The sequence below is a fragment of the Kitasatospora phosalacinea genome (genome assembly GCF_000716545.1).
GTDB classification, from domain to species: domain Bacteria; phylum Actinomycetota; class Actinomycetes; order Streptomycetales; family Streptomycetaceae; genus Kitasatospora; species Kitasatospora phosalacinea.
The window spans coordinates 1-19,807 of sequence record NZ_JNWZ01000079.1; the positions used below are offsets into that span (position 1 = coordinate 1).

Sequence of the window (19,807 nt, forward strand, 5' to 3'; positions counted from 1 at the left end):
GCGGAAGAGCGCGCCGAAGGCGTCGGTGGAGAGCCGGCCGAGGAAGCGGGTGGGGGTGCCGAGCCGGGCCAGCGCCACGGCGGTGTTGGCCGGTCCGCCACCCGGCAGGACGCGCAGGGCGAGCTCGCCGGGACGGGGCTGGAGGGCGTCGGCGAAGGCGTCGGCAACGCATTCGCCCAGGACGGCGATCGGGAGCGGGGCCATCGTTGCGCCTTTCGGGGCTGGGGAGTTGGGGTGGGACCGGACGCGCCCGGGTCCGGGCCGCCGACCGCGCGGGCTTTCGTGCCGGTCGGCGCGGGTGATTGCGGCCGCGTTACCCAGTCGTTACGCGGACGGGGCTTGTGGCCCGGGTTGCGCAGACTTCATCATCTCTCCCAAGCCGATGTCAACGATGACATAAGTCAACGATGACATTCCCGTGACGCCGATCCCCACTCTGTCCCTCCTCTCCGCCGCCCCTGGGCAAGCAGCGATCGTGCTCATCTGCCACCCGTGGCCCCAAGGAGCTCGCCATGTCTGTGTCCCGACACCTGCCCTGCGCTGCTCGGCGAGTGAGTGGGATCGGCGCGGGGGTCGGGCGGGGAGAGCCGGCCGCTGCCGGGCCGCACGGTCCGGCGCCCGGTGGGATCGTCGCCGGACGCGCCCGCCTTGCCGCTCGCATCCGGCGTGGACCGTTGCGCGTCACGGATGCTCGCGCCGTACCGTCGCCGGGCTGACCTGGGGCTTCCCGCCGAGTCCGGCCGAACATCACATCCGGGTCACACTGCGTTTCATGCCTTGACGGTCATATCTGGCCGACCGCATACTCGTTAACAGCAAGTTAATCGATTAAACACGTCGGTTAAATGGCCGGAAAGGGATCTTCGATGGCACGGGTGCGCATGGCGGACGTCGCTCTGGCGGCGGGGGTGTCGACTGCCACCGTTTCCATGGTGCTGAGCGATGACCCGGGCACGCGCACGCGCATATCGTCGGAGACGCAGGCGCGGGTGCGCGAGGCCGCCGAGCGCATCGGCTACGCTCCCAACTCCGTTGCGCGCAGCCTGCGGACGCAGCGCAGTCGCACGGTCGGGCTCATCTCCGACACCATCGTGACCACGCCGTTCGCGGGGCGAATGCTGGCAGGGGTGAACGACCTTGCTCGTGAGCACGGCTACTTGGTCGTCCTGGTGGACACCGATGACGACGTCGAGCGCGAACGGCAGGCGATCTCGGCCCTCGTGGGCCAGCAGGTGGAGGCGATGATCTACGCCCGGATGTGGCACCGGACGGTGGCCGCACCGGCCGGGTTGCCCGGCTCCACGGTCTTTCTCGACTGCCGCCCCGTAGGCGACAGTCGACCCGCGACGGTCCCGGACGAACAGGCTGGCGGTGCGGCCGCGACGCAGGAGCTGATCGCGGCCGGCCACCGGCGGATCGCCTACGTCGATGCGCTCCAGGACGCCGACCTCGTCGCCTCCGGCCTGCGTCACCAGGGCTACCTCTCGGCGCTCGCCCGGGCGGGCATCGCCGCCGACCCGTTGCTGCACGTACGGGGCAGCAGTGACGCGAGCGGCGGCCGGGCCGCGACCGAGGAGTTGCTCGCCCTGCCGGTCGAGCGCCGACCCACCGCGATTTTCTGCTTCAACGACCGTATGGCGATGGGTGCTTACTCCGCCGCACGGCGCGCGGGGCTGGACATCCCGACGGACCTGTCGGTGGTGGGCTACGACGATCAGCAACTGGTCGCCGCCGAACTGGACCCTCCGCTCACCACAGTGGCGCTGCCGCACTACGAGATGGGGAGGTGGGCGATGGAGGTGGCCCTGGGCCTACGCGAGGCCGAGCCCGGCGTCGCGTTCCTCATGCCGTGCCCGATCATTCGTCGGGACTCCGTGGGCCCGCCGTCGGAGCCAGCTTTCACCTGAGACCGACGGCGGACTCACCTCTACCGGTTGGCAGTTGCAGCTGCCACCAGCACCGGGGCCGACGTAGGGCGTCGACCCTAGAAAGGGACATAATCGTGCGTCAATCCCTCGCGATTGTAGCAGCAGTAGGCGTTCTCGCCTCGGTCTCGCTGACCGGTTGCGCCAAGGCCAGCCATGACGGGTCCGCGTCGGGTGGCGGCCCGGTCCAGATCACCATGTGGACCCACTCGGCCGGCAACCCCGGCGAGCTGGCGGTCTACAAGAAGATCATCGCCGACTTCAACGCCTCGCAGAACAAGTACCAGGTCGTCCAGCAGAACTTCCCGCAGGGCTCCTACAACGACGCGATCACCTCGGCCGCCGCCGCGCACAAGCTGCCCTGTCTGATGGACATGGACGGCCCGATCATGCCGAACTGGGCCTGGGCCGGCTACCTGCAGCCGCTGAACCTGCCCTCCTCGCTCACCGACAGCCTGGCGCCGACCACCGTGGGCCGGTACAAGGACAAGATCTACTCCGCCGGGTACTGGGACGCCGCGATGGCGATCTTCGCCCGCAAGTCCGTGCTGACCCAGGCCGGGGTCCGCATCCCGACGGTGGACCAGCCCTGGACCCTGGACGAGTTCAACGAGGCCAACGCCAAGCTCAAGGCGTCCGGCTACAACACCCCGCTCGACCTCGGCGCCGCCGACAAGGGCGAGTGGTGGTCCTACGCCTACTCCCCGATGCTGCAGAGCACCGGCGGTGACCTGATCGACCGCACCACGACGAAGTCCGCCGACGGCAAGCTCAACGGCCCCGACGCGGTGAGCTTCTTCACCTGGTTCCAGCAGGTCTTCAAGAAGGGCTGGGCCAACAACAACGGCCCCGTCGGCAACCAGAACTTCATCGACAACAAGGTGGCGCTCAGCTACACCGGTGTCTGGAACGCCCAGGACGCGCTGGACAAGGTCGGATCCGATCTGCTGATCCTGCCCCCGGTCGACTTCGGCCACGGCGCGAAGATCGGCGGCGGCTCCTGGCAGTGGGGCATCTCGACCGCCTGCGGCAAGCAGCAGAGCGAGGGCGCCCGCGCCTACCTGGAGTACAGCTTCCAGGACAAGTACCTGACCGACTTCGCCGACAGCCAGGTCGTCATCCCCTCCACTGCCACCGCCGCTGCCGCTTCGAAGTACTTCGGCCCGAACGGCTCCCTCCACGAGTTCGCCGTCCTGTCGCAGAAGTTCGCACTGGCCCGCCCGGCCACCCCCGGCTACCCGGTGGTCTCGACGACCTTCGAGAAGGCGGCCAAGGACATCATGAACGGCGCTGACGTGAAGTCGACGCTGGACACAGCCGTACGGGCGATCGACAGCGACATCTCGTCGAACAACAACTACGGCAGCTGACGGGGCGGCCCCTCCAGGGCCCCCGACCCGGCCGCCGACCGCGACCGCCGCGCGCGGACCGGGCGGCGGCCGGCGGCCAGAGCGCCGATCGCTCCGGAAAGGCATCCCCTCATGACGGCGACCCATCGGCTGGACGGCACCTCCGCCGCTTCCGATCCCCACGACGTCCCCCCCGACAAAGACTCTCCCGCCACCACGCTGCGCACCGGCCGCCGGGCCCCCGGACGGGCCCGCCGGGCCGAGGCGCGAGCCGGTATCGCCATGGCCGCTCCCGCGGTCCTGCTCCTGCTCGGCTTCCTGATCGTGCCGGTGCTGCTGGGCTTCGGGCTCGCCTTCACCAATGCGCGACTCATCTCACCGGAGCCCACCCGGTTCGTGGGCTGGGACAACTTCGTCCGGGCCTTCACCATCGACCCGAGCTTCTTCCACTCGGCGATCAACACCTTCGTCTTCGCCGCCGTGGTGGTACCGGTCCAAGCCGGCTTCGGGCTCTTCCTGGCCGTCCTGGTCAACCAGAAGATCCGGGGCGTGACCGCATTCCGGGTGATCTTCTTCATCCCCGTCGTCACCTCGATCGTCGTGGTGTCGATCCTGTGGAAGTTCATGTACCAGGGCAACGGACTGGTGAACTCGTTCATCAACTCGATCACCTTCGGTGCCTGGCAGGGCACGGCCTGGCTGAACAATCCGAGCACCGCGCTCGGCGCGATCATCGTCCTCTCGATCTGGCAGGCCGTCGGCTTCCACATGCTGATCTGGCTCTCCGGGCTGCAGACCATCCCCGGGGAGCTCTACGAGGCGGCGCGCATGGACGGCGCCGGGGCTTGGCAGCAGTTCAGGAACGTCACCTGGCCCTGCCTGCGGCCGACCAGAGTCTTCGTTCTGATCACCATCACGATCGCCGCCCTGGGCCTGTTCGTGCAGATCGACGTCATGACGCAGGGCGGCCCCGTCGACTCGACCACCACCCTGGTCTACCACGCAGTGCAGATGGGATACCGCCAGCAGCAGATCGGCTACGGAAGCGCGCTCTCGCTGATCTTCTTCGTCATCGTGCTGATCATCGCGCTGGTGCAGCGCTTCCTCACCCGCGACAAGGACTGAACCATGGCCCGATCCCACGACGTCCCGCACGCGGAACGGCAGTTGCGTCGCCGCCGCCGCGTCTGGTCCTACCTGGTACTGACCGGCCTGGCCGTCTTCTTCCTCTTCCCGCTGGTCTTCATGTTCGTCTCCAGCCTCAAGCCGGACGGGCAGATCCTCTCCGACACCCGGAGCTGGCGCGCTTTCCTGCCGGCCGGCCACATCAGCCTCGACAACTACAAGGGCGTCTTCGCCCGCGTTCCGGTCGGCCGCTTCCTGTTCAACTCGATCCTGGTCACCGTGCTCATCGTCGGCCTGGGCCTGGTCGTCAACTCGATGGCGGGCTTCGCGCTCTCCCGGCTGCGCTGGAAGGGCCGCTCACTGGTCCTGAGCCTGGTCATCGCCACGCTCATCGTCCCGTTCGAGACGATCGCCGTGCCGATGGTCTACTGGGTCGCGCACCTGCCCACCCTGCTCTTCCAGGACGGCAGCCTGGTCTACGACATCGGCTGGCTCGACAGCTACAAGGTGCAGATCATCCCGTTCGTGGCCAACGGCTTCTCCGTCTTCCTGTTCGCCCAGTACTTCTCGACCATCCCCACCTCACTGGACGAGGCCGCCAGAATCGACGGCGCCGGCTGGTTCACCATCTACCGCCGCATCATCGTCCCCCTGTCGGGCCCCGCCTTCGCGACGGTCGCGATCCTGACCTTCCTGCCGGCCTGGAACCAGTACCTGTGGCCGTCCATGGTGGTCCAGGACGAGAAGCTGCGCCCGGTCATGGTCGGCATGCAGTACTTCTTCCAGGACACCACCGCCTGGGGCGAGGTCATGGCGTACGCCTCGATGATCACCATCCCGGTGCTGGTGGTCTTCCTCGCCTTCCAGCGCGCCTTCGTCAGCAGCGTCGCCGCGAGCGGCGTCAAGGGCTGACCCGCCCCTGGGGCCGATCCGCCCGCCGCACCGCCCGCTCTTCCACTCCGCCCGTGCCCGCCGTCGCCCGGCCGCCCCTGCGCCGCGGCCGGCCCGGCCGCACCGGCATGCCCCGAAAGGCCTCCTGCCGCCATGTTCGCTCTGCCCGACTCCTGGGTCTGGGACTTCTGGTTCGCCGACGACGGGGAGCAGTACCACCTGTTCTTCCTCTACGCCTCCCGTGCCCTGCACGACCCCGAAGCACGGCACTACCGCGCCTCCATCGGCCACGCCGTCTCGACCGACCTCACCCACTGGACCCGCGTCCAGGACGCCCTGGTCCGCGCGGACGCCCCGGCCTTCGACGACCTCGCCACCTGGACCGGCTCCGTGGTCCGCCACCCCGACGGCACCTGGTTCCTGTTCTACACCGGCTCCACCCGCGCGCCGGGCGGCAAGAACATCCAGCGCATCGGCTACGCCACCAGCCACGACCTCATGACCTGGCACAAGTCCGACACCCCTCCGCTGGGCGCCGACCCGCGCTGGTACGAGACGCTGCAACAGCAGCAGTGGCACGACGAGGCGTTCCGCGACCCGTGGGTCTTCGCCGACCCGGCCGGCGACGGCTGGCACATGCTCATCACCGCCCGAGCCCCCCACGGCCCGGCCTTCGAGCGCGGAGTCGTGGGCCACGCCGTCTCCGCCGACCTGCGTCACTGGGAGGTCCGCCCGCCCCTGTCGGCCCCGGTTGCCCGGGGCTTCGGGCAACTGGAGGTGACGCAGACCGAGATCGTCGACGGCCGGCCGGTGCTGCTCTTCTCCTGTCTCGCCGAGCACGCCTCCGACAGCCGCCGCGCCACCGGCACCCGCGGCGGCATCTGGGCCGCCCCGGCGCAGAGCCTGCTCGGCCCGTTCGACATCGACGCCGCCGAGCAGGTGACCGACGACCGCTTCTACAGCGGCAAGCTGATCCGCCGCCGCTCCGACGACCGCTGGATCCTGATGGCCTTCCACCACACCGGCCCCGACGACGGCTTCGTCGGCAGCATCAGCGACCCGATGCCGGTGGCCTGGGACGGCCGCCGACTGACCATCGACACCCCCACGCCGATCCCCGTCCTGCCCGCCGACTGCGCCCCGGCGCCCACCGGCGCCTGACACCCGCACCATCCGCCGGGGCCCTGGGACAGGGCCCCGGCGGACATCCCCCACCCATCAAGAAGGCCCGGAGGCCGACGTGTTCTCCCGCTCTTCGCACCACCCCCACCACCCTCACCGTCTGCACGCTCCCACCCCGCAGGCGCGCAGGCCCAAGACCACCGGCAGAACCGCCCTGCGACTGGGGCTGGTCGTTCTGTTCGCGCTCGCCGCGACGGTCCTCTGCCCGACCGCCCCGCCGAAGGCCCGGGCCGCCGACACCTACCGGGACGTCTACCACTTCACCGTCCCCGACCACTGGAAGAACGACCCGCAGCGGCCCCTCTACGTCAACGGCGCCTTCCAGTACTACTACCTCTACAACGCCGACTACAACCAGTCGGTCGGCACCGCCTGGCGCATGGCGACCACCACCGACAACGTGGTCTTCCACGACCAGGGCGTCGCCGCCCCCAAGAAGACCAACGCCAACTACGACCTGTGGTCCGGGTCCACCGTCGTCGACACGAACAACACGGCCGGCTTCGGCGCCGGTGCGATCGTCATGCTGGTGACCCAGATGGACCATCCGACCGCCGGCCAGATCGCCAACGGCTCCGGCCCACAGGCCCAATTCCTGTGGTTCTCCACGGACGGCGGCCGCAACTTCCGCCCCTACGGCGACACACCCGTCATCCCCAACGGCGGCCGCACCGACTTCCGCGACCCCAAAGTGCTCTGGGACGCCGGGCACCAGCGCTGGGTGCTACTCGCCACCGAGGGCGACCGGATCGGCTTCTTCACCTCCCCCGACCTGAAGAACTGGACCTGGGTCTCCGACTCCGTCCACACCGGCCTCGGCTCCCTGGAATGCCCCGACCTCTTCCAACTGCGCGCCGACGACGGCACCGTGCACTGGGTACTCGGCATGAGCGCCAACGGCTACCTGACCGGGGCCCCCAACACCTACGCCTACTGGACCGGCACCTTCGACGGCACCACCTTCACCCCCGACGGCAGCGCACCGCAGTGGCTCGACCACGGGTTCGACTGGTACGGCGGTGCCACCTGGGAGGACCCCGCCGCCCCGCTCGACCACCGCTTCGCGCTGGCCTGGATGAACAACTGGGCCTACCCCCACACCACCCCCACCTGGACCAACGACGGCTTCAACGGCACCGACTCGATCACCCGCCAGATCAGCCTCAAGCACTACCCGGACGGCTACGCGCTGGCCTCACAGCCCGTCGCGGCCCTCGCCTCCCACGCCACCCGGACCACCAGCCTCGGCACCGTCACCGTGAACGGCTCCACCCCGCTCAGCTACCACGGCACCGCCTACGAACTGGACGCCGACGTCAGCTGGACCTCGCTCGACAACGTCGGCGTGCAGCTGCGCGTCTCCGCGGACGGCACCCGCCACGCCGACGCCGGGATCTACCACGACTACAGCTACCTGAACCGGGCTCAGACGGGCAACCCGGACAGCACAGGGCAGCACGAGGAGAGCCACGCGCCCTGGGACCGCACCAAGACCTCCGCCCACCTGAAGATCCTCGTCGACCGCACCACCATCGAGTACTTCCTCGACGACGGCCGCTACGTGCACTCGAGCGAGGTCTTCGCCGACCCGGCCGACGGCGGCATCAACCTCTTCGCCAGCGGCGGCACCGCGACCTTCGCCAACCTGAAGATCACCGAATTCGCGAACGTCGCCCAGCGACCGGCCGAACTGCTCGCCGACTTCGAAGGCGCCTCCTACGGGGCCGGCTGGACCACCAACGGCAGTTTCGCCACCACGGCACCGACCGCCGAGACCCTGCCCGGCTCGGTCGGCCAGAAGGTCCTGGACACCTTCGCGGGCGGCGACGCCAGCACCGGCGCCATCACCTCCCCCGGCTTCACCATCGACCGCAACTCCCTGCACTTCCTGATCGCCGGCGGCAACCATCCCCTCGGCCAGCCCGGCGCCACCAGCGTCAACCTGCTCGTCAACGGACAGCCCGTGCGCACCGCGACCGGAGACGACACCGGCGTGCTCAAACCGATCAGCTGGGACCTCTCCGCCCTGCAGGGACAGACCGCGCAGATCCAGATCCTCGACGACGCCACCGGGGGTTGGGGACACCTCATCGCCGACCAGTTCGTCCTCAGCGACTGACCGCCGGTCGATCCACGGGGCGGGGGAGCCACCAGCCAGGGGAACCCCGCCCCCACCTCACCGCGCCACCCCATCCCGCACCAACCCGTCCCGCATCACCCGACGAAGCGCTCCACCCGCCACAGCAGGAGGCCTTTCTGATGCACCGACCCTTCTTCCGCCGCCGCTCGCTGGCCGTGGCGCTGGCTACCGGGCTCGCGCTGCCCGCGCTCACCGCGGCCGGCAGCCCGGCGGCGACCGCCTACGACGAGCCCTACCGGCCCCAGGTCCACTTCACCCTCCCCAACAGCTGGATCGGAGACCCGAACGGCCTCGTCTACCGGAACGGGCGCTACTACCTCTACAGCTACGGGACGTGGGAGGGCGCAGTCAGCTCGGACCTGGTCCACTGGGAGAACATCCCCGTGACCGGCCCGCAGCGCGACCCCGGCAGCAGCGCCTTCTACTCCGGAAGCGCCGTCGTGGACAAGGACAACACCACCGGGTTCGGAACCCCCGGACACCCGGCCATGGTCGCCTTCTTCACCAGCCAGATGGCCGACGGGAACCAGACGCAGTCCCTCGCCTACAGCACCGACGACGGCCGGACCTGGACCCGCTACGCCGGCAACCCCGTCCTGGACCTGCACTCCCAGAACTTCCGCGACCCCAAGGTGTTCTGGGACGCGCCGACCCACAGCTGGCTCATGGTCATCGCGCTGTCCGACCAGCACAAGGTCTCCTTCTACCGCTCACCGGACCTCAAGCAGTGGACCCACCTGAGCGACTTCGGACCCGCGGGCTCCACCAGCGGCGTCTGGGAGATGCCCGACCTCTACGAGCTGCCCGTCGACGGGAACCCCCGGAACACGAAGTGGGTCCTGAGCGTGAGCGTCGGCAGCACCGGCGTGCAGTACATCACCGGCGAATTCGACGGGACGAACTTCACCTCCGACGAGCCCGCCACCTACACCCCGCCCTCCGGCGACCCCCTCGACGGCTTCGAGTCCGGCAGCTACGGAAACTGGACCACCACCGGCACCGCCTTCGGTGCCGCACCGGCGGCCGGCGCCCTCCCCGACCAGCAGCCCGTCACCGGAAACCCGGGCAGCCACCTCGCCAACAGCTACAACGGCGGGGACAGCTCCACCGGCACCCTCACCTCGCCCGCGTTCACGGTCACCAAGCCGCACCTGAACTTCCTCGTCGGCGGCGGAAACAACCCCTACACCCCCGACACGGCGACCTACGGCACCCTGCCCCCGGGAACCGTCTTCAACGACTTCTCCGGCCCCACCTACGGCCCCGGATGGACCGGCACGGGATCGTTCGCCGACTCCGGTCCCTCCATCGAGAGCCTGCCGGGCCAGATCGGCCCCCAGGCGCTCGACACCTTCGCTCCCGACGGCGATCCGGGCACCGGCGCCGTCACCTCCCCGACCTTCACGGTCAACAGCCCCTACATCGACCTCCAGATCGCCGGCGGCAACCACCCCTGGGGGCAGGCCGACCCGACCGCAGTCAACCTGGTCGTCGACGGCGAGGTCGTCGCCACCGCCACGGGCAACAACACTCCCAACCTGACCTGGACCAACTGGGACGTGAGCCAGTACCAGGGCAAGCAGGCCCAGATCCAGATCGTCGACCAGAGCGACGGATCCACCGGCTGGGGACACCTCATGGTGGGCGACATCCTCTTCGCCGACGCCCCGGCCAAGCCCTGGGACACGCAGACCTCAGTGAACCTGCTCGTCAACGGCCAGGTCGTCCGTTCCGCCACCGGCGCCAACAGCGAGAACCTGGACTGGACCTCGTGGGATCTGAGCGACCTGCTCGGAAAGCAGGCCCAGATCCAGATCGTCGACCACAGCACCGGGGGCTGGGGCCACGTCCTGGCCGATGACTTCAGCCTCAGCGACGCACCTGCACTGGACACCAACCAGCGCGCCCACTGGGTCGACCACGGCGCCGACTTCTACGCCGCCACCACCTGGAACGACACCCCCAGCGGCCAGCGCATCAGCACTGCCTGGATGAACAACTGGGACTACGCCGGCCAGATCCCCACCACGCCCTGGAAGGGTGCCGAAACCTTCCCCCGTACGCTCTCCCTGCGCACCATCGACGGGAAGGTGCAGCTCGTTCAGAAGCCTGTCAGCGGCCTCAACGAACTCCGCACCGGGACCGCCTTCAACACCAAAAACCTGACCGTATCCAACACGACCACGCCCTTGAAGGCCAACGGGAAGACCCTGGACCTCACGGCCCGCCTCACCGCGGGCACCGCCGACAAGTTCGGGCTCAACATCCGCACCGGGGCCGGAGGGCAGTACACCCAGATCGGCTACGACACCCACACCGGAAAGCTCTACCTCGACCGCACCCATTCCGGTAACACCGGCTTCAGCCCGGCCTTCCCCAACGTGAAGACCGCCCCCCTCGCCCTCGACCACGGAGCTGTGACCCTCCACATCCTCATCGACGCCTCCTCCGTCGAGGTCTTCGCCGACCAGGGCCAGGTCACCCTCACCGACCAGATCTTCCCGGACCCCACCAGCACGGGCGTCAGCGCCTTCGCCGACAACGGCACCGCCACCCTCGACACCCTCCAGGCGTGGCAGCTCAAGTCGATCTGGAAGTGAACAACCCCGCTGCCCGGCACGGCTCTCACGCCCGTGCCGGGCAGCGGCTCGGGCACCTTCCAGCGTCCCACTGCAAGCCGCGCCGCCCGCCACCGCCGCGGCCAACGCCGAGCCGCGCCGCGCCGCCTCGTCGGCTTCCGCAAGGTCCAGCTCGCCAAGGGCGCCGGCACCCGGGCCCCCTTCACCGTCACCGCCCAGGACCTCTCCACCTGGCAGTCCGGCACCTGGTTACCTCACCCCGGGCCCGTACGCCCTCTCCGCCGGCCAGTCCTCCCGCGACCTGCCCGTCCAGCGCACGGTCACCCTCGGCTGACCGTGCCAGCAGCCTGCGAGGTGCGCTGATGCCCGACGGGGGCGGCGACGCGAAGTGCGCGCAACGCCTTCAGACGGTGTCGCCCAGCTGCCAGTCGGGCGGGACCTTGGACAGGCCGATCAGGGCGCCGATGCCGAGGTGTTCGAGGAGCAGGGCCTTCAGGTTGCGGCCGTCGATCAGGCCCAGACGCTGGCCGTTGCGGTGCGCGGTCTCCCAACTCGTCTTGCCGTACCGGGAGGTGGTGACGAGGACGCGCGGGCGGCCTGCTTGTCCTGGAGGGTGCCGAGCAGGGCCCGGACGGCCTCCGGGCTGACGACGTTCTTCGTGCGCTTGGCCTGGACGGCGATCACGGTGACGCCCGCCATGCTCACCACGTATGGGCGGACGGCCCGCCCGGTGGCGGGGTCGGTCGTGGCCACGCGCCCGTTGAGGACGCCGTGCCCACCACCCCCGTCGGCGTCACCGAGAACGCCTCGTCCAGCGCCCGCAGGGCCAGCCGCGCCGGCAGCCGCCGGTGGGTCTCCTGGAGGTCGGCCTCCTCGACCGGCAGCGGGACGACCTCCCCGCGCGGGGTGACGAACCGGCACCCGTCCACGGCCGGCACCGCGTCCTGCGCGGGTAGCGCCACCTCGACGAGCAACTGCCCGGCCTCCGGCACGTACCCGACAGCGGCGCCCTCCCTGCCCCGGCCGCCAGACGGCGGTACCCGCCCTGGGCCTGATCCGGTGCTCCTGCGCATGTTCTTCGGGCGGTGTTCCCGGAACAACGGGTGACACGGTCTCATCCCCCAGGCGTAGCACCCCCAATAGGATCTTTTGGCGAGTCTCCTCCTCCTGGCCGTCGGCGCCGCGGTCGTCATCGTCGGATTCCAGATCAAGCCCGCCGACTGCGGCGTTCGTCATCGGGGGACGACTCGTGATGCTCGGCAGCGTCCGGTCCGGCGTCGGGGCCCTCGGGCGGACGGGCGGTACCGTGCCCCGCAGTGGAGCACTCGAAGGGGGTGGACACCGGGCCCGCGCCGATCGACCGGTGGGGCTCGGTCGTTGTGCGTGATGCCGCCGCGGTCGCCCGGTCGTCGGTGGCCGCCCGAACCGGCCCAGGTCTTCGCCCGGGAACTCGCCAGCCGCGTGTCAACTTCCTTTCGGACGCGAGATCGCCCCGGCCGCCGCTTCGCTCACAGGTGCCGGGTCAGTGCCTCGTGCACCCGCCGCCAGGCGTCGGCGGTGGCCCCGGCGTCGTGGTCCGCCGGCCGGTCGGCCGCGAAACCGTGACGGGCGCCCGGGTAGGTGATCAACTCGTGTCCGACCCCGGCGGCGGTGAGCCGGCGTTCGGCCTCCTGCCACTCCTCCGGGGGGAGGATGTGGTCCAGTTCGCCGCAGAAGCCCAGCAGGTGCACCCCGTTGGCGGCGATGCGTTCGGCCGTCTCCAGCGGGGGCACCGGACCGACCAGCGGGAAGCCGGAGTTGAGCAGCCAGCCCGGGTAGAACACCACCGCCAGTTCGAAGCGCAGCTCGGTGGCCGCGCGCACCGCGATGTGCCCGCCCATGCTCGTCCCGAGGAACGCCACCCCGCCCCCGCCGGCCAGCTCGCGGGCCCTGGCCAGGGCCTCGGCCGCGTCGGAGACCAGTTCGTCGCGGTCCAGGGCCTTCATCAGCACCAGGCCCGCCTCGCGCTCCTCGGCCTCGTACCCCAGCTCGGTGCGGCGTGCGGTGCGCCAGTAGAAGTCCGGCGCCACCGCCGCGTACCCGCGCTCCGCCAACTCGGCGCACACGCCCCGCAGGTAGGCGTTGACCCCGTACAGCTCGGAGCAGACCACCACCGCCCCGCGCACCTCGCCCGCCGGGAGGTGCACATAGGCCTCCACCCCGCCGGGAGTGCCCAGTTCCTGCCATTGACCTGCCATCGGATCCCCCGTCGAATCGATCGGAAACCAGCCGTTGCGCAGCGTAGTGCACGTCACCGGCTCGGCCGACCGGTTCCCGTGCGGGCACCGGTCCCGCTGTCCGGGGGTGCGGTGAAGCCCGCACAGAGCAGGCGGACGCTCCGGACGAACTTCTCGTCCTGGTCCAGCCGCTCCATCAACGGTCCCATCAGCAGCGGGAATCGGGCGCACAGGTCGGCGTACCGCTCGACGGTGACCGCCGGCGGTGCGCCGACAGGTCCGTCCGCCGGCCGGCCGAACCGCCTGAGCCGAACGCCGCGTCCGCGGGCCACTTCGGGCACCTCCACGCCCCGGCCGCTGACGAGGGCCTTTCCGCAGGTCGTCCGCCCCGGAGGCGATCCCTCCGCCCCTGCCGCCGCCCTCGGCTTCCGCCGCCGGGACGGGCACGTGGAGATCAAGCGCAAGACTCCCGGCGCGGGCGGGGACAGCACCGACCAGGGCGACTACCAGACCCTGGCCGAAGGCCGGCACTCCGCTTCCTACGGGCAGTGGCACACCGTCTCCGGCAGCGCGCGCAACACCGCCGACGGCAAGGTCCACCTCACCCTCGCCATCGACGGCAGAACTGTCCTGGACACCGTCGACAACGACCCGCAGCAGCTCTCCGCCCCCGGTGGAGCCGGCCTGCGTGCCGACAACACCGCCCTGGAATTCCGCGAGTTCACCATCGCCCCGGCCTGGCCCGGCACGCGGGAACGCGACGGCGGCGTCGGGGCTCCCCGCGGGCGGCGCCCGCCGGCACGGCGGCGGTGGCCCGGGCCGCGGTTGCGGTCCGGGCCACCGCGGGTTCACGAGCGTCGGCCCCAGACGGCGGTCGGACGGTCCTCGCGCAGCAGGTCGTCCTGGTGGTCGCCGCCGTGGTCGACCATGATCACCCGGTAGTCGTCCTGGTGGAACACCCAGTACCAGTGCTGGCCGCCGCCGGGTTCGTCCCGGCCGGGGACGGGGAGGAAGGCGTCCACCCGGGTGACGCCCTCCAGCGAGCGCCACTGGACGAGTTGGCGGTCGTCCCGCTGGAGCCGGTCGGGGTGGGCCCGGCCGGAGCGGCTGATGGAGATCAGGCGGTAGCGCTGGCCCACCGGGGTGTTGTGGAACAGCCAGTACCAGTACGAGCCGTCGCCGGCCGGCCGCATGTCCGGCACGGGCAGGAAGGCGTCGACCTGGGTGACGGGAGTGCCACCGCCGAACGACGACCACCCGTTGATCGGCCGGTCCTCCGCCTCCACCCGGTTGTCGTACGGCTCGGCGGCGTCGATGGTGACGTAGCGGTAGACCTGGCTGCCGCCCACGGTGTGGAACACCCAGTACGCGTGCTTTCCGTTCGCGCCCTGCTCGTCGGGGACGGGCAGGACGGCGTCGAGCCGGGTGACGCCCCTCAGGGCCGGCCAGGACGAGTACGGGCCCACCTCCTCGACGACGACCCCGGTGCGGTCGTCGACGGTTCCGGTGGTGAGCCTGCGGGTCTCGGTCGCGCCGAGGTCGATCCGCCGGATCGTGCCCTGCTGGAACGTCCAGTAGCGCCCGGTCGTGCCGGGAAGCGGCAGGACGCAGTCCACCGGCAGGTTCCGGACCGCCGGCTGTCCGTCCTGCTGGCCTTGCTGCCCGCCCTGCTCGGCCTGTTCGCCGGTGAGGCGGCCCCGGGCGAGCCGGCGCAGGGTGCTGAGCGAGGGGGTGAAGCAGTAGAGCGCGCCGCGGGTCTGGACGAACGGCCGGAAGTCCAGGGTGGTGGTCTGCGGATCGCCCGCCGGGGACTTGCCCTCCCAGCTGACCCGGCCGTCGTTGACGGTGGCGAGCTGGCCGCCGACCAGCGGGTCGGGGCCGGGCTTGGCCTTGCGGCCGGGCGGGAAGTCGGGGTCGTTGATCCAGTTGGCCTGGATGAACTCGAACTGGCCGACCAGGTCGGACTGGTAGCAGACGAAGAGCAGGCCGCGCTCGGCGTCGGGGCCGTTCTCGGGGAGGTCGCTGATCGGGTCGAAGGGCTGTCCGTAGGGCGCGCCACGACGGATGATCCGGCGGGCGTCGATGAACCGCTCGGCGACCTCGCCCTCGGCGTCGAGCCCGGCCCGCGGGTTGGTCTTGCGCAGGTGCGAGAAGAGCGGGGTGATCAGGCCGTCGGGGTCGTCCGGGTCGCCCTTGTACTTGAAGTCGTTGTCCGATCCGGCGGCCGCACCGCCGGCCCGGTCGGGGTGCTTGCACACCGGGGAGCCGTCGCGCCAGCGGCCCACCAGCCGGGCGGCGAACCAGTCCCGCCCGGCGTCCTGCGGGACGGCCTTGAGGTCCTTCAGCCGCCGCAGCTGGGACTCGACCTGGGCCCACCAGCCCGGCACGTCCTGCTCCAGGCGGCGGACCACCTGGAACGAGCCGTTGTGCATCCAGGCGGGCACGGTGTCCTTCGCAGCGGTGCCCGGGTCGTGCTCGGGGGCCAGCGGCTTGCCGACCACGAACTCGCCGGCCGGGACGAGACGCGTCCCGGGGTGCTTGGCGGAGTAGTGGACGGTGCGTCCCTCCGGTCCGCCGGGGAGGTCCTCCAGTACTTCGGTCCTGGTCGGGTCCGGCTCGTCGAAGCCCTCGACCTCCGGTTCGCTGATCCCGTCCTTGAAACCGAAGTGCTCCTTGCCCTTGCGCTTGCCCGGGAGGTGCCTGCCCTCCTGCTCGTAGACGACGACCGCGCCGGCCTGGGTGGCGGCCAGCTTCTGCTCCTTGACGGCGCCGTCGAGGCCTTCGGCGGTGTCGGAGGCGACGGTGAGCACCGCGTGCACGGAGGGCTTGTCGGCGCAGCCGAACACCCAGTGCTTGGGGTCGTTGTCGTCGGTGTCGCCGAGTGCGATCGACCGGGACGGGTCGCCCGGACCCTGGATGAAGGCTTCCAGGGTGTCGCCGGTCCGGGCCTCGGCGCGCAGCAGGTCGGGTTGCCCGGTGAGGAACTGCAGGCCGGGGTAGGTGAAGCTGAGGCCCAGCCAGGTGGCCCTCTGCGCGGTCGGGTCATCGCCGCCGTTGGCCTGGCGGGCCTGGCTGAACTCCTGGTTGAACGCGGCGACCCGCTCGGTGGTGGCGATCAGTGGGGTGGTCTTCTCCAGCCAGCTCCGGGCCGCGGGGGCGTCGGTGAACTGGAGGAGCAGCAGGATCATGTGGTCTTTCTTGAAGCCGGCCAGGATGTCGCCCTGGATCTCGGTGTCTTGCCGCAGGCTCAGGTCCGCCATGGTCGATCCGTTCTTCGCTCCGTCGGGGGTGGGGGGTCAGGCGTTCGGGCTCAGCTGGATCCACTTGGCGACGCTGGGCACGCCGGCGTCGTTGAGCAGGAAGAGCATGTACCAGCCGGGCGGGGCGTCCGCGGCCGTTTCCGGGCTCTGGAGGACGAGTTGGCTGCCGGCCCGGCTGACCAGCTTGAGTTCGAGGCGGCGCTGGCTGGTGTCCACCGAGTGGGTGGAGGTGATGGGCGCGAGCAGCACGGCGCGGGCGGCCTGGGTCGGCGAGTTGGTGTTGATCCGGAACGCGGTGTTGTAGGCGACCGGGTCGGTCGGCGCGGTCCGGATGTCGGGGCGGGGGCCGCCCTTGTGCAGGTACGGCGGCTCGTAGATCTCGATGGTGCCGTTGTTGCCGGCCTTGATGTCCGGGTTGTTGGCGATCTGCTGGAGCTCGTCCCCGGTGACCATGATCCGGCCGTCGGGCAGGATCACCGCGTTGGAGTGGTAGCCGCGCGGCAGCCGCTGCTTCGGGCCGAGGGTCCAGTTGCCGTCGGCGTCCCGCAGTTCGACCTGGCGGAACCGGTCGTCGGGGACGTTCGGGTTGTAGTCCCCGTTGCCGTAGTCGCGGATGCCGACCGCGCCGTTGACGGTGAACAGGTTGCCGTCGGGGAAGACCAGCGTGTCGTCCTGGGCGCGGCCGAGGTTCCTGGGCTTCTGTTTGGTCCACCGGCCGCCGGCGAACTCGAACGTGTCGGGGTCCTTGTAGTTGCCGCCCAGGACGAGCACCGAGTCCGGGCCGCTGGTGCCGTTGGGCAGGGCGACGGCGGAGCCGTACAGGCGCGGGAAGTTGTCGGGCCTGCTGGGGAGTTGGCCGCGGGTCTCGTTCGCCGGGTCGAAGACGAACTGCTGGTCGGAGCTGCGGCCGAACCCGTAGATCCTGCCGTCCCGGAGCGAGAACAGGTGCGGGTAGTCCATCCGGTAGGGGGCGTCCGCCTTCCAGCGGTCAAGTGCGACGCCGTCGGGAGGCTGGGCCTTGCCGTAGGAGACGTCGACTCCCTTGGCGGGGAAGCGTTCGATCACCGGGCTCGGGGTGCCGAAGCCCAGCTCGGACTGGCCGGACATGATGGTCTGCCGGCCGTCCGCCCCGGTGACCACGCTCGGGTACCAGCGGCCGACCGACATGTCCTGCTGCTGGTGCCAGGTCTCGGTCCACGGGTCGAAGACCAGGGCGAGCTTGGCGCCGGTGCCGCCGTTGCCGCCGAGGTTGCCGCCGAACACGCCGACCATGCCGTTGGGCAGGTAGGAGTGGCCGGCGCAGAAGAACGGCGCGGGGCGCGGCTCGTCCAGGCCGTCCGGCACGTTGACGACCGGCGGCGGGACGGCCTTGAACGTGCCCGGGTCGGTGTCGTTCGCGGGCGGCGTCCAGAGGTAGGCGCGGCCGGCGTTCTGCCTGCCGATGACGTCGGTGGGCGCGGTCTCCTTCTGCGGGTTGTCCTCGACGGACTCGAAGGAGAACAGCAGCACCTTGCCGGTGGGCAGCAGGGCGACGTGGTCCCCGAACTCGGGGGAGGGGATGTACTGCTTGAACTGCCCGAACCGCGCGGGGTCGAAGTTCGCGTTGGCCTCCGCCTGAGTGGCGGTCAGCATGTTGAACCGGTTGGTGCGGGTGGTCTGCGGGTAGCCGGTCTGGACGGCGCGCAGGCCGATCCGGTCCCGGGCCAGGTCCTCGGCGGCCGGGCGGCCGAGCGCGGCCACCTCGTCCGCCCGGACTTCGGCCCGCAGTTGGTCGTCGGTGATGCGCAGTCCGCGGTCCCCGGCGAGGGAGCCGGCCGGGACGGGGGAGGCCGGGGCGGGAGCGGCCAGGACGGTGGTGCTCGACAGGACGGCGGCGGCGGCACCGGCCGCCAGCACGGCCTTCAGTCTGCGTGGCATGGGAATCCTCGTGGCGCGTCGGTCAGGGCTGCGGAGCAGCCGCACGGGAGACAGCGATTCGAGGCCAGTAGAGCACTCTGCGTAGTCGTTCGTAGGCAGACACTCCAGTGTCGCCATGATCGACTGTTGACACGCCGTGACCGCGCGCAGCTCCCTGACGACTCGTCAGCCGCGTGCTGGAATGTCCGCACATCCCGCCCCGACACCCCAGGAGTGACACGTGCCCGGCAAGACCAGGATCGCCATGGCCCTCGCGGCCGGATTCGCCGTCCTAGCCGCCGCCGGCGGCGGCGCGGCGGCCACCACGACCTACCACTCGCCGCAGGCGGTGACCGGCCCCACCATCCAGGGCGGCGCCGACGGCCTGCCGCACGAGCTGCTCTGCCCGCCCGACGAGAGCGTCTACAGCGGCGGATTCAGCGTGACCCCCGGCGAGAACCGGACGCTCGACCGGCAGCCGACCGACGTCCTGGAGAACCGCCCCAACGAGGACGCCACCGGCTGGATCGTCGCCGTGCGCAGGGACGACTGCCCGCCGGCCAAGGGCGCGGACGGCGAGCACCGCCATGCGAACCTCACGCTCCACGTGGTGTGCACCGACGGCCAGAACAACACCAGCCTCGGCGGCTGACGCGTCGTGATCGGCCGGTGGTGAGACGGGGAGGGCGGCACGCGGCCCGGAAGGCCACGGCGCGCGGCCGGGGGTGGGCGTCTCCACGCCGCCCCGGGTGGCGCGCCGTCGTCGTTCCGGGCGGGCCGCCGGCACCTTCCGGGAGCCCGGGGCGGGGACGGGCGGCGGTCTGACCGGTGGACGGCGGGCGGACGACGGACGGTCCGGAGACATTGCCTTCCCATTACCCGGGCGGGGGCGCGGCTCCGGCGGCCTGGCGGCGCCGGGCCGGGCCCCGCGCGGGCGCGTGGCCGCGGGCCCCGGCCGGTGCCGCGGTGACCTGGGAACATTACCGAGGCATTGCCATATTGCGGGGAAATGCTGGGGTGGCCGCGCGAGGGGGCCCGGCGGGGGCGGCCGCGCGGTTTTCGGTCCGTCCGACCGCCCGCTGGCTGCGGATATTACCTTTCCATTGTCGAAATGGGAGGCAACTTTGGCGATAGGCCCGGCGGGGGCCGCCGGCAAGATCCATCAGGGGTGGTGGAATTCGTTGGCAGGCGACCATTTCGGGATATCGGTCAATCGGCCACGAGGTGGCGGACGATCGATGTTG

At 70.7% G+C, this 19,807-nt stretch carries 16 protein-coding genes; 10 read left to right on the forward strand and 6 right to left on the reverse strand.

Annotated elements, in window-relative coordinates; genetic code table 11:
• Positions 1-204: PfkB family carbohydrate kinase (locus OO48_RS29355; protein WP_033221758.1), on the reverse strand; the 204-nt coding region annotated here is incomplete at its 3' end.
• A gap of 662 nt (positions 205-866) precedes the next feature.
• On the opposite strand from OO48_RS29355, the gene OO48_RS29360 reads away from it, so the two are divergent.
• The 8 genes from OO48_RS29360 (at position 867) to OO48_RS41275 (ending at position 11,554) form a co-directional block, all read left to right on the forward strand.
• Entirely contained in the window at positions 867-1,907 is a 1,041-nt protein-coding gene (locus OO48_RS29360) for a LacI family DNA-binding transcriptional regulator (RefSeq protein ID WP_033221760.1), read from the forward strand.
• Positions 1,908-2,122: 215 nt separating this feature from the next.
• Complete coding sequence (locus OO48_RS29365; RefSeq protein WP_081952468.1) at positions 2,123-3,295, forward strand: extracellular solute-binding protein; 1,173 nt, start codon at positions 2,123-2,125, stop codon at positions 3,293-3,295.
• Between the two features lie 261 nt (positions 3,296-3,556).
• Positions 3,557-4,399, forward strand: a complete 843-nt coding sequence (locus OO48_RS29370; protein WP_245194854.1) for a carbohydrate ABC transporter permease — start codon at positions 3,557-3,559, stop codon at positions 4,397-4,399.
• Between the two features lie 3 nt (positions 4,400-4,402).
• On the forward strand, positions 4,403-5,311 hold the full coding sequence (locus OO48_RS29375) for a carbohydrate ABC transporter permease (RefSeq protein WP_033221762.1): 909 nt from the start codon (positions 4,403-4,405) through the stop codon (positions 5,309-5,311).
• A gap of 132 nt (positions 5,312-5,443) precedes the next feature.
• Positions 5,444-6,451, forward strand: coding sequence for a glycoside hydrolase family protein (locus tag OO48_RS29380; RefSeq protein ID WP_051733071.1), 1,008 nt, complete (start codon positions 5,444-5,446; stop codon positions 6,449-6,451).
• A gap of 79 nt (positions 6,452-6,530) precedes the next feature.
• Positions 6,531-8,591: a glycoside hydrolase family 32 protein gene (locus OO48_RS40835; protein WP_280842442.1), complete on the forward strand. Its 2,061-nt coding sequence runs from the start codon at positions 6,531-6,533 to the stop codon at positions 8,589-8,591.
• Between the two features lie 140 nt (positions 8,592-8,731).
• The gene (locus OO48_RS29390; RefSeq protein ID WP_033221763.1) at positions 8,732-11,212 is read left to right on the forward strand and encodes a glycoside hydrolase family 32 protein; all 2,481 of its coding nucleotides are present in this window, start codon (positions 8,732-8,734) and stop codon (positions 11,210-11,212) included.
• A gap of 33 nt (positions 11,213-11,245) precedes the next feature.
• A complete protein-coding gene (locus OO48_RS41275; RefSeq protein ID WP_157845567.1) occupies positions 11,246-11,554 on the forward strand; it encodes a fibronectin type III-like domain-contianing protein in 309 nt (102 codons plus the stop codon).
• 147 nt (positions 11,555-11,701) lie between these two features.
• Here the strand turns inward: OO48_RS41275 and OO48_RS38640 are convergent, their stop codons facing one another.
• The 3 genes from OO48_RS38640 to OO48_RS29400 form a co-directional block, all read right to left on the reverse strand.
• On the reverse strand, positions 11,702-11,890 hold the full coding sequence (locus OO48_RS38640; RefSeq protein ID WP_157845568.1) for a restriction endonuclease: 189 nt from the start codon (positions 11,888-11,890) through the stop codon (positions 11,702-11,704).
• Positions 11,891-11,892: 2 nt separating this feature from the next.
• Complete coding sequence (locus OO48_RS29395) at positions 11,893-12,183, reverse strand: hypothetical protein (protein WP_033221764.1); 291 nt, start codon at positions 12,181-12,183, stop codon at positions 11,893-11,895.
• Positions 12,184-12,699: 516 nt separating this feature from the next.
• The gene (locus OO48_RS29400) at positions 12,700-13,428 is read right to left on the reverse strand and encodes a dienelactone hydrolase family protein (protein WP_081952471.1); all 729 of its coding nucleotides are present in this window, start codon (positions 13,426-13,428) and stop codon (positions 12,700-12,702) included.
• A 426-nt stretch (positions 13,429-13,854) separates the two neighbouring features.
• Here OO48_RS29400 and OO48_RS39375 point away from each other — a divergent pair, with 426 nt between their 5' ends.
• Positions 13,855-14,349: a hypothetical protein gene (locus OO48_RS39375; RefSeq protein WP_033221772.1), complete on the forward strand. Its 495-nt coding sequence runs from the start codon at positions 13,855-13,857 to the stop codon at positions 14,347-14,349.
• On the opposite strand, the gene OO48_RS29415 is transcribed toward OO48_RS39375, so the two are convergent.
• Positions 14,256-16,667 carry a Dyp-type peroxidase gene (locus tag OO48_RS29415; RefSeq protein ID WP_051733073.1) on the reverse strand — a complete coding sequence of 804 codons (2,412 nt, stop codon included), beginning with the start codon at positions 16,665-16,667 and terminating at the stop codon, positions 14,256-14,258. The genes OO48_RS39375 and OO48_RS29415 overlap by 94 nt on opposite strands.
• 36 nt (positions 16,668-16,703) lie before the next feature.
• Positions 16,704-18,584 carry a galactose oxidase early set domain-containing protein gene (locus OO48_RS29420; protein ID WP_033221774.1) on the reverse strand — a complete coding sequence of 627 codons (1,881 nt, stop codon included), beginning with the start codon at positions 18,582-18,584 and terminating at the stop codon, positions 16,704-16,706.
• A gap of 220 nt (positions 18,585-18,804) precedes the next feature.
• Here OO48_RS29420 and OO48_RS29425 point away from each other — a divergent pair, with 220 nt between their 5' ends.
• On the forward strand, positions 18,805-19,215 hold the full coding sequence (locus OO48_RS29425) for a hypothetical protein (RefSeq protein ID WP_033221776.1): 411 nt from the start codon (positions 18,805-18,807) through the stop codon (positions 19,213-19,215).
• Positions 19,216-19,807 lie beyond the last annotated feature (592 nt).

Bases quoted from the DNA above. Each gene is read 5' to 3' on its own strand.
- OO48_RS29360 (WP_033221760.1), top strand. From the start codon at position 867: ATGGCACGGGTGCGCATGGCGGACGTCGCTCTGGCGGCGGGGGTGTCG.
- OO48_RS29365 (WP_081952468.1), top strand. From the start codon at position 2,123: ATGTGGACCCACTCGGCCGGCAACCCCGGCGAGCTGGCGGTCTACAAG.
- OO48_RS29370 (WP_245194854.1), top strand. From the start codon at position 3,557: ATGGCCGCTCCCGCGGTCCTGCTCCTGCTCGGCTTCCTGATCGTGCCG.
- OO48_RS29375 (WP_033221762.1), top strand. From the start codon at position 4,403: ATGGCCCGATCCCACGACGTCCCGCACGCGGAACGGCAGTTGCGTCGC.
- OO48_RS29380 (WP_051733071.1), top strand. From the start codon at position 5,444: ATGTTCGCTCTGCCCGACTCCTGGGTCTGGGACTTCTGGTTCGCCGAC.
- OO48_RS29390 (WP_033221763.1), top strand. From the start codon at position 8,732: ATGCACCGACCCTTCTTCCGCCGCCGCTCGCTGGCCGTGGCGCTGGCT.
- OO48_RS38640 (WP_157845568.1), bottom strand. From the start codon at position 11,890: ATGGCGGGCGTCACCGTGATCGCCGTCCAGGCCAAGCGCACGAAGAAC.
- OO48_RS29400 (WP_081952471.1), bottom strand. From the start codon at position 13,428: ATGGCAGGTCAATGGCAGGAACTGGGCACTCCCGGCGGGGTGGAGGCC.
- OO48_RS29415 (WP_051733073.1), bottom strand. From the start codon at position 16,667: ATGGCGGACCTGAGCCTGCGGCAAGACACCGAGATCCAGGGCGACATC.
- OO48_RS29420 (WP_033221774.1), bottom strand. From the start codon at position 18,584: ATGCCACGCAGACTGAAGGCCGTGCTGGCGGCCGGTGCCGCCGCCGCC.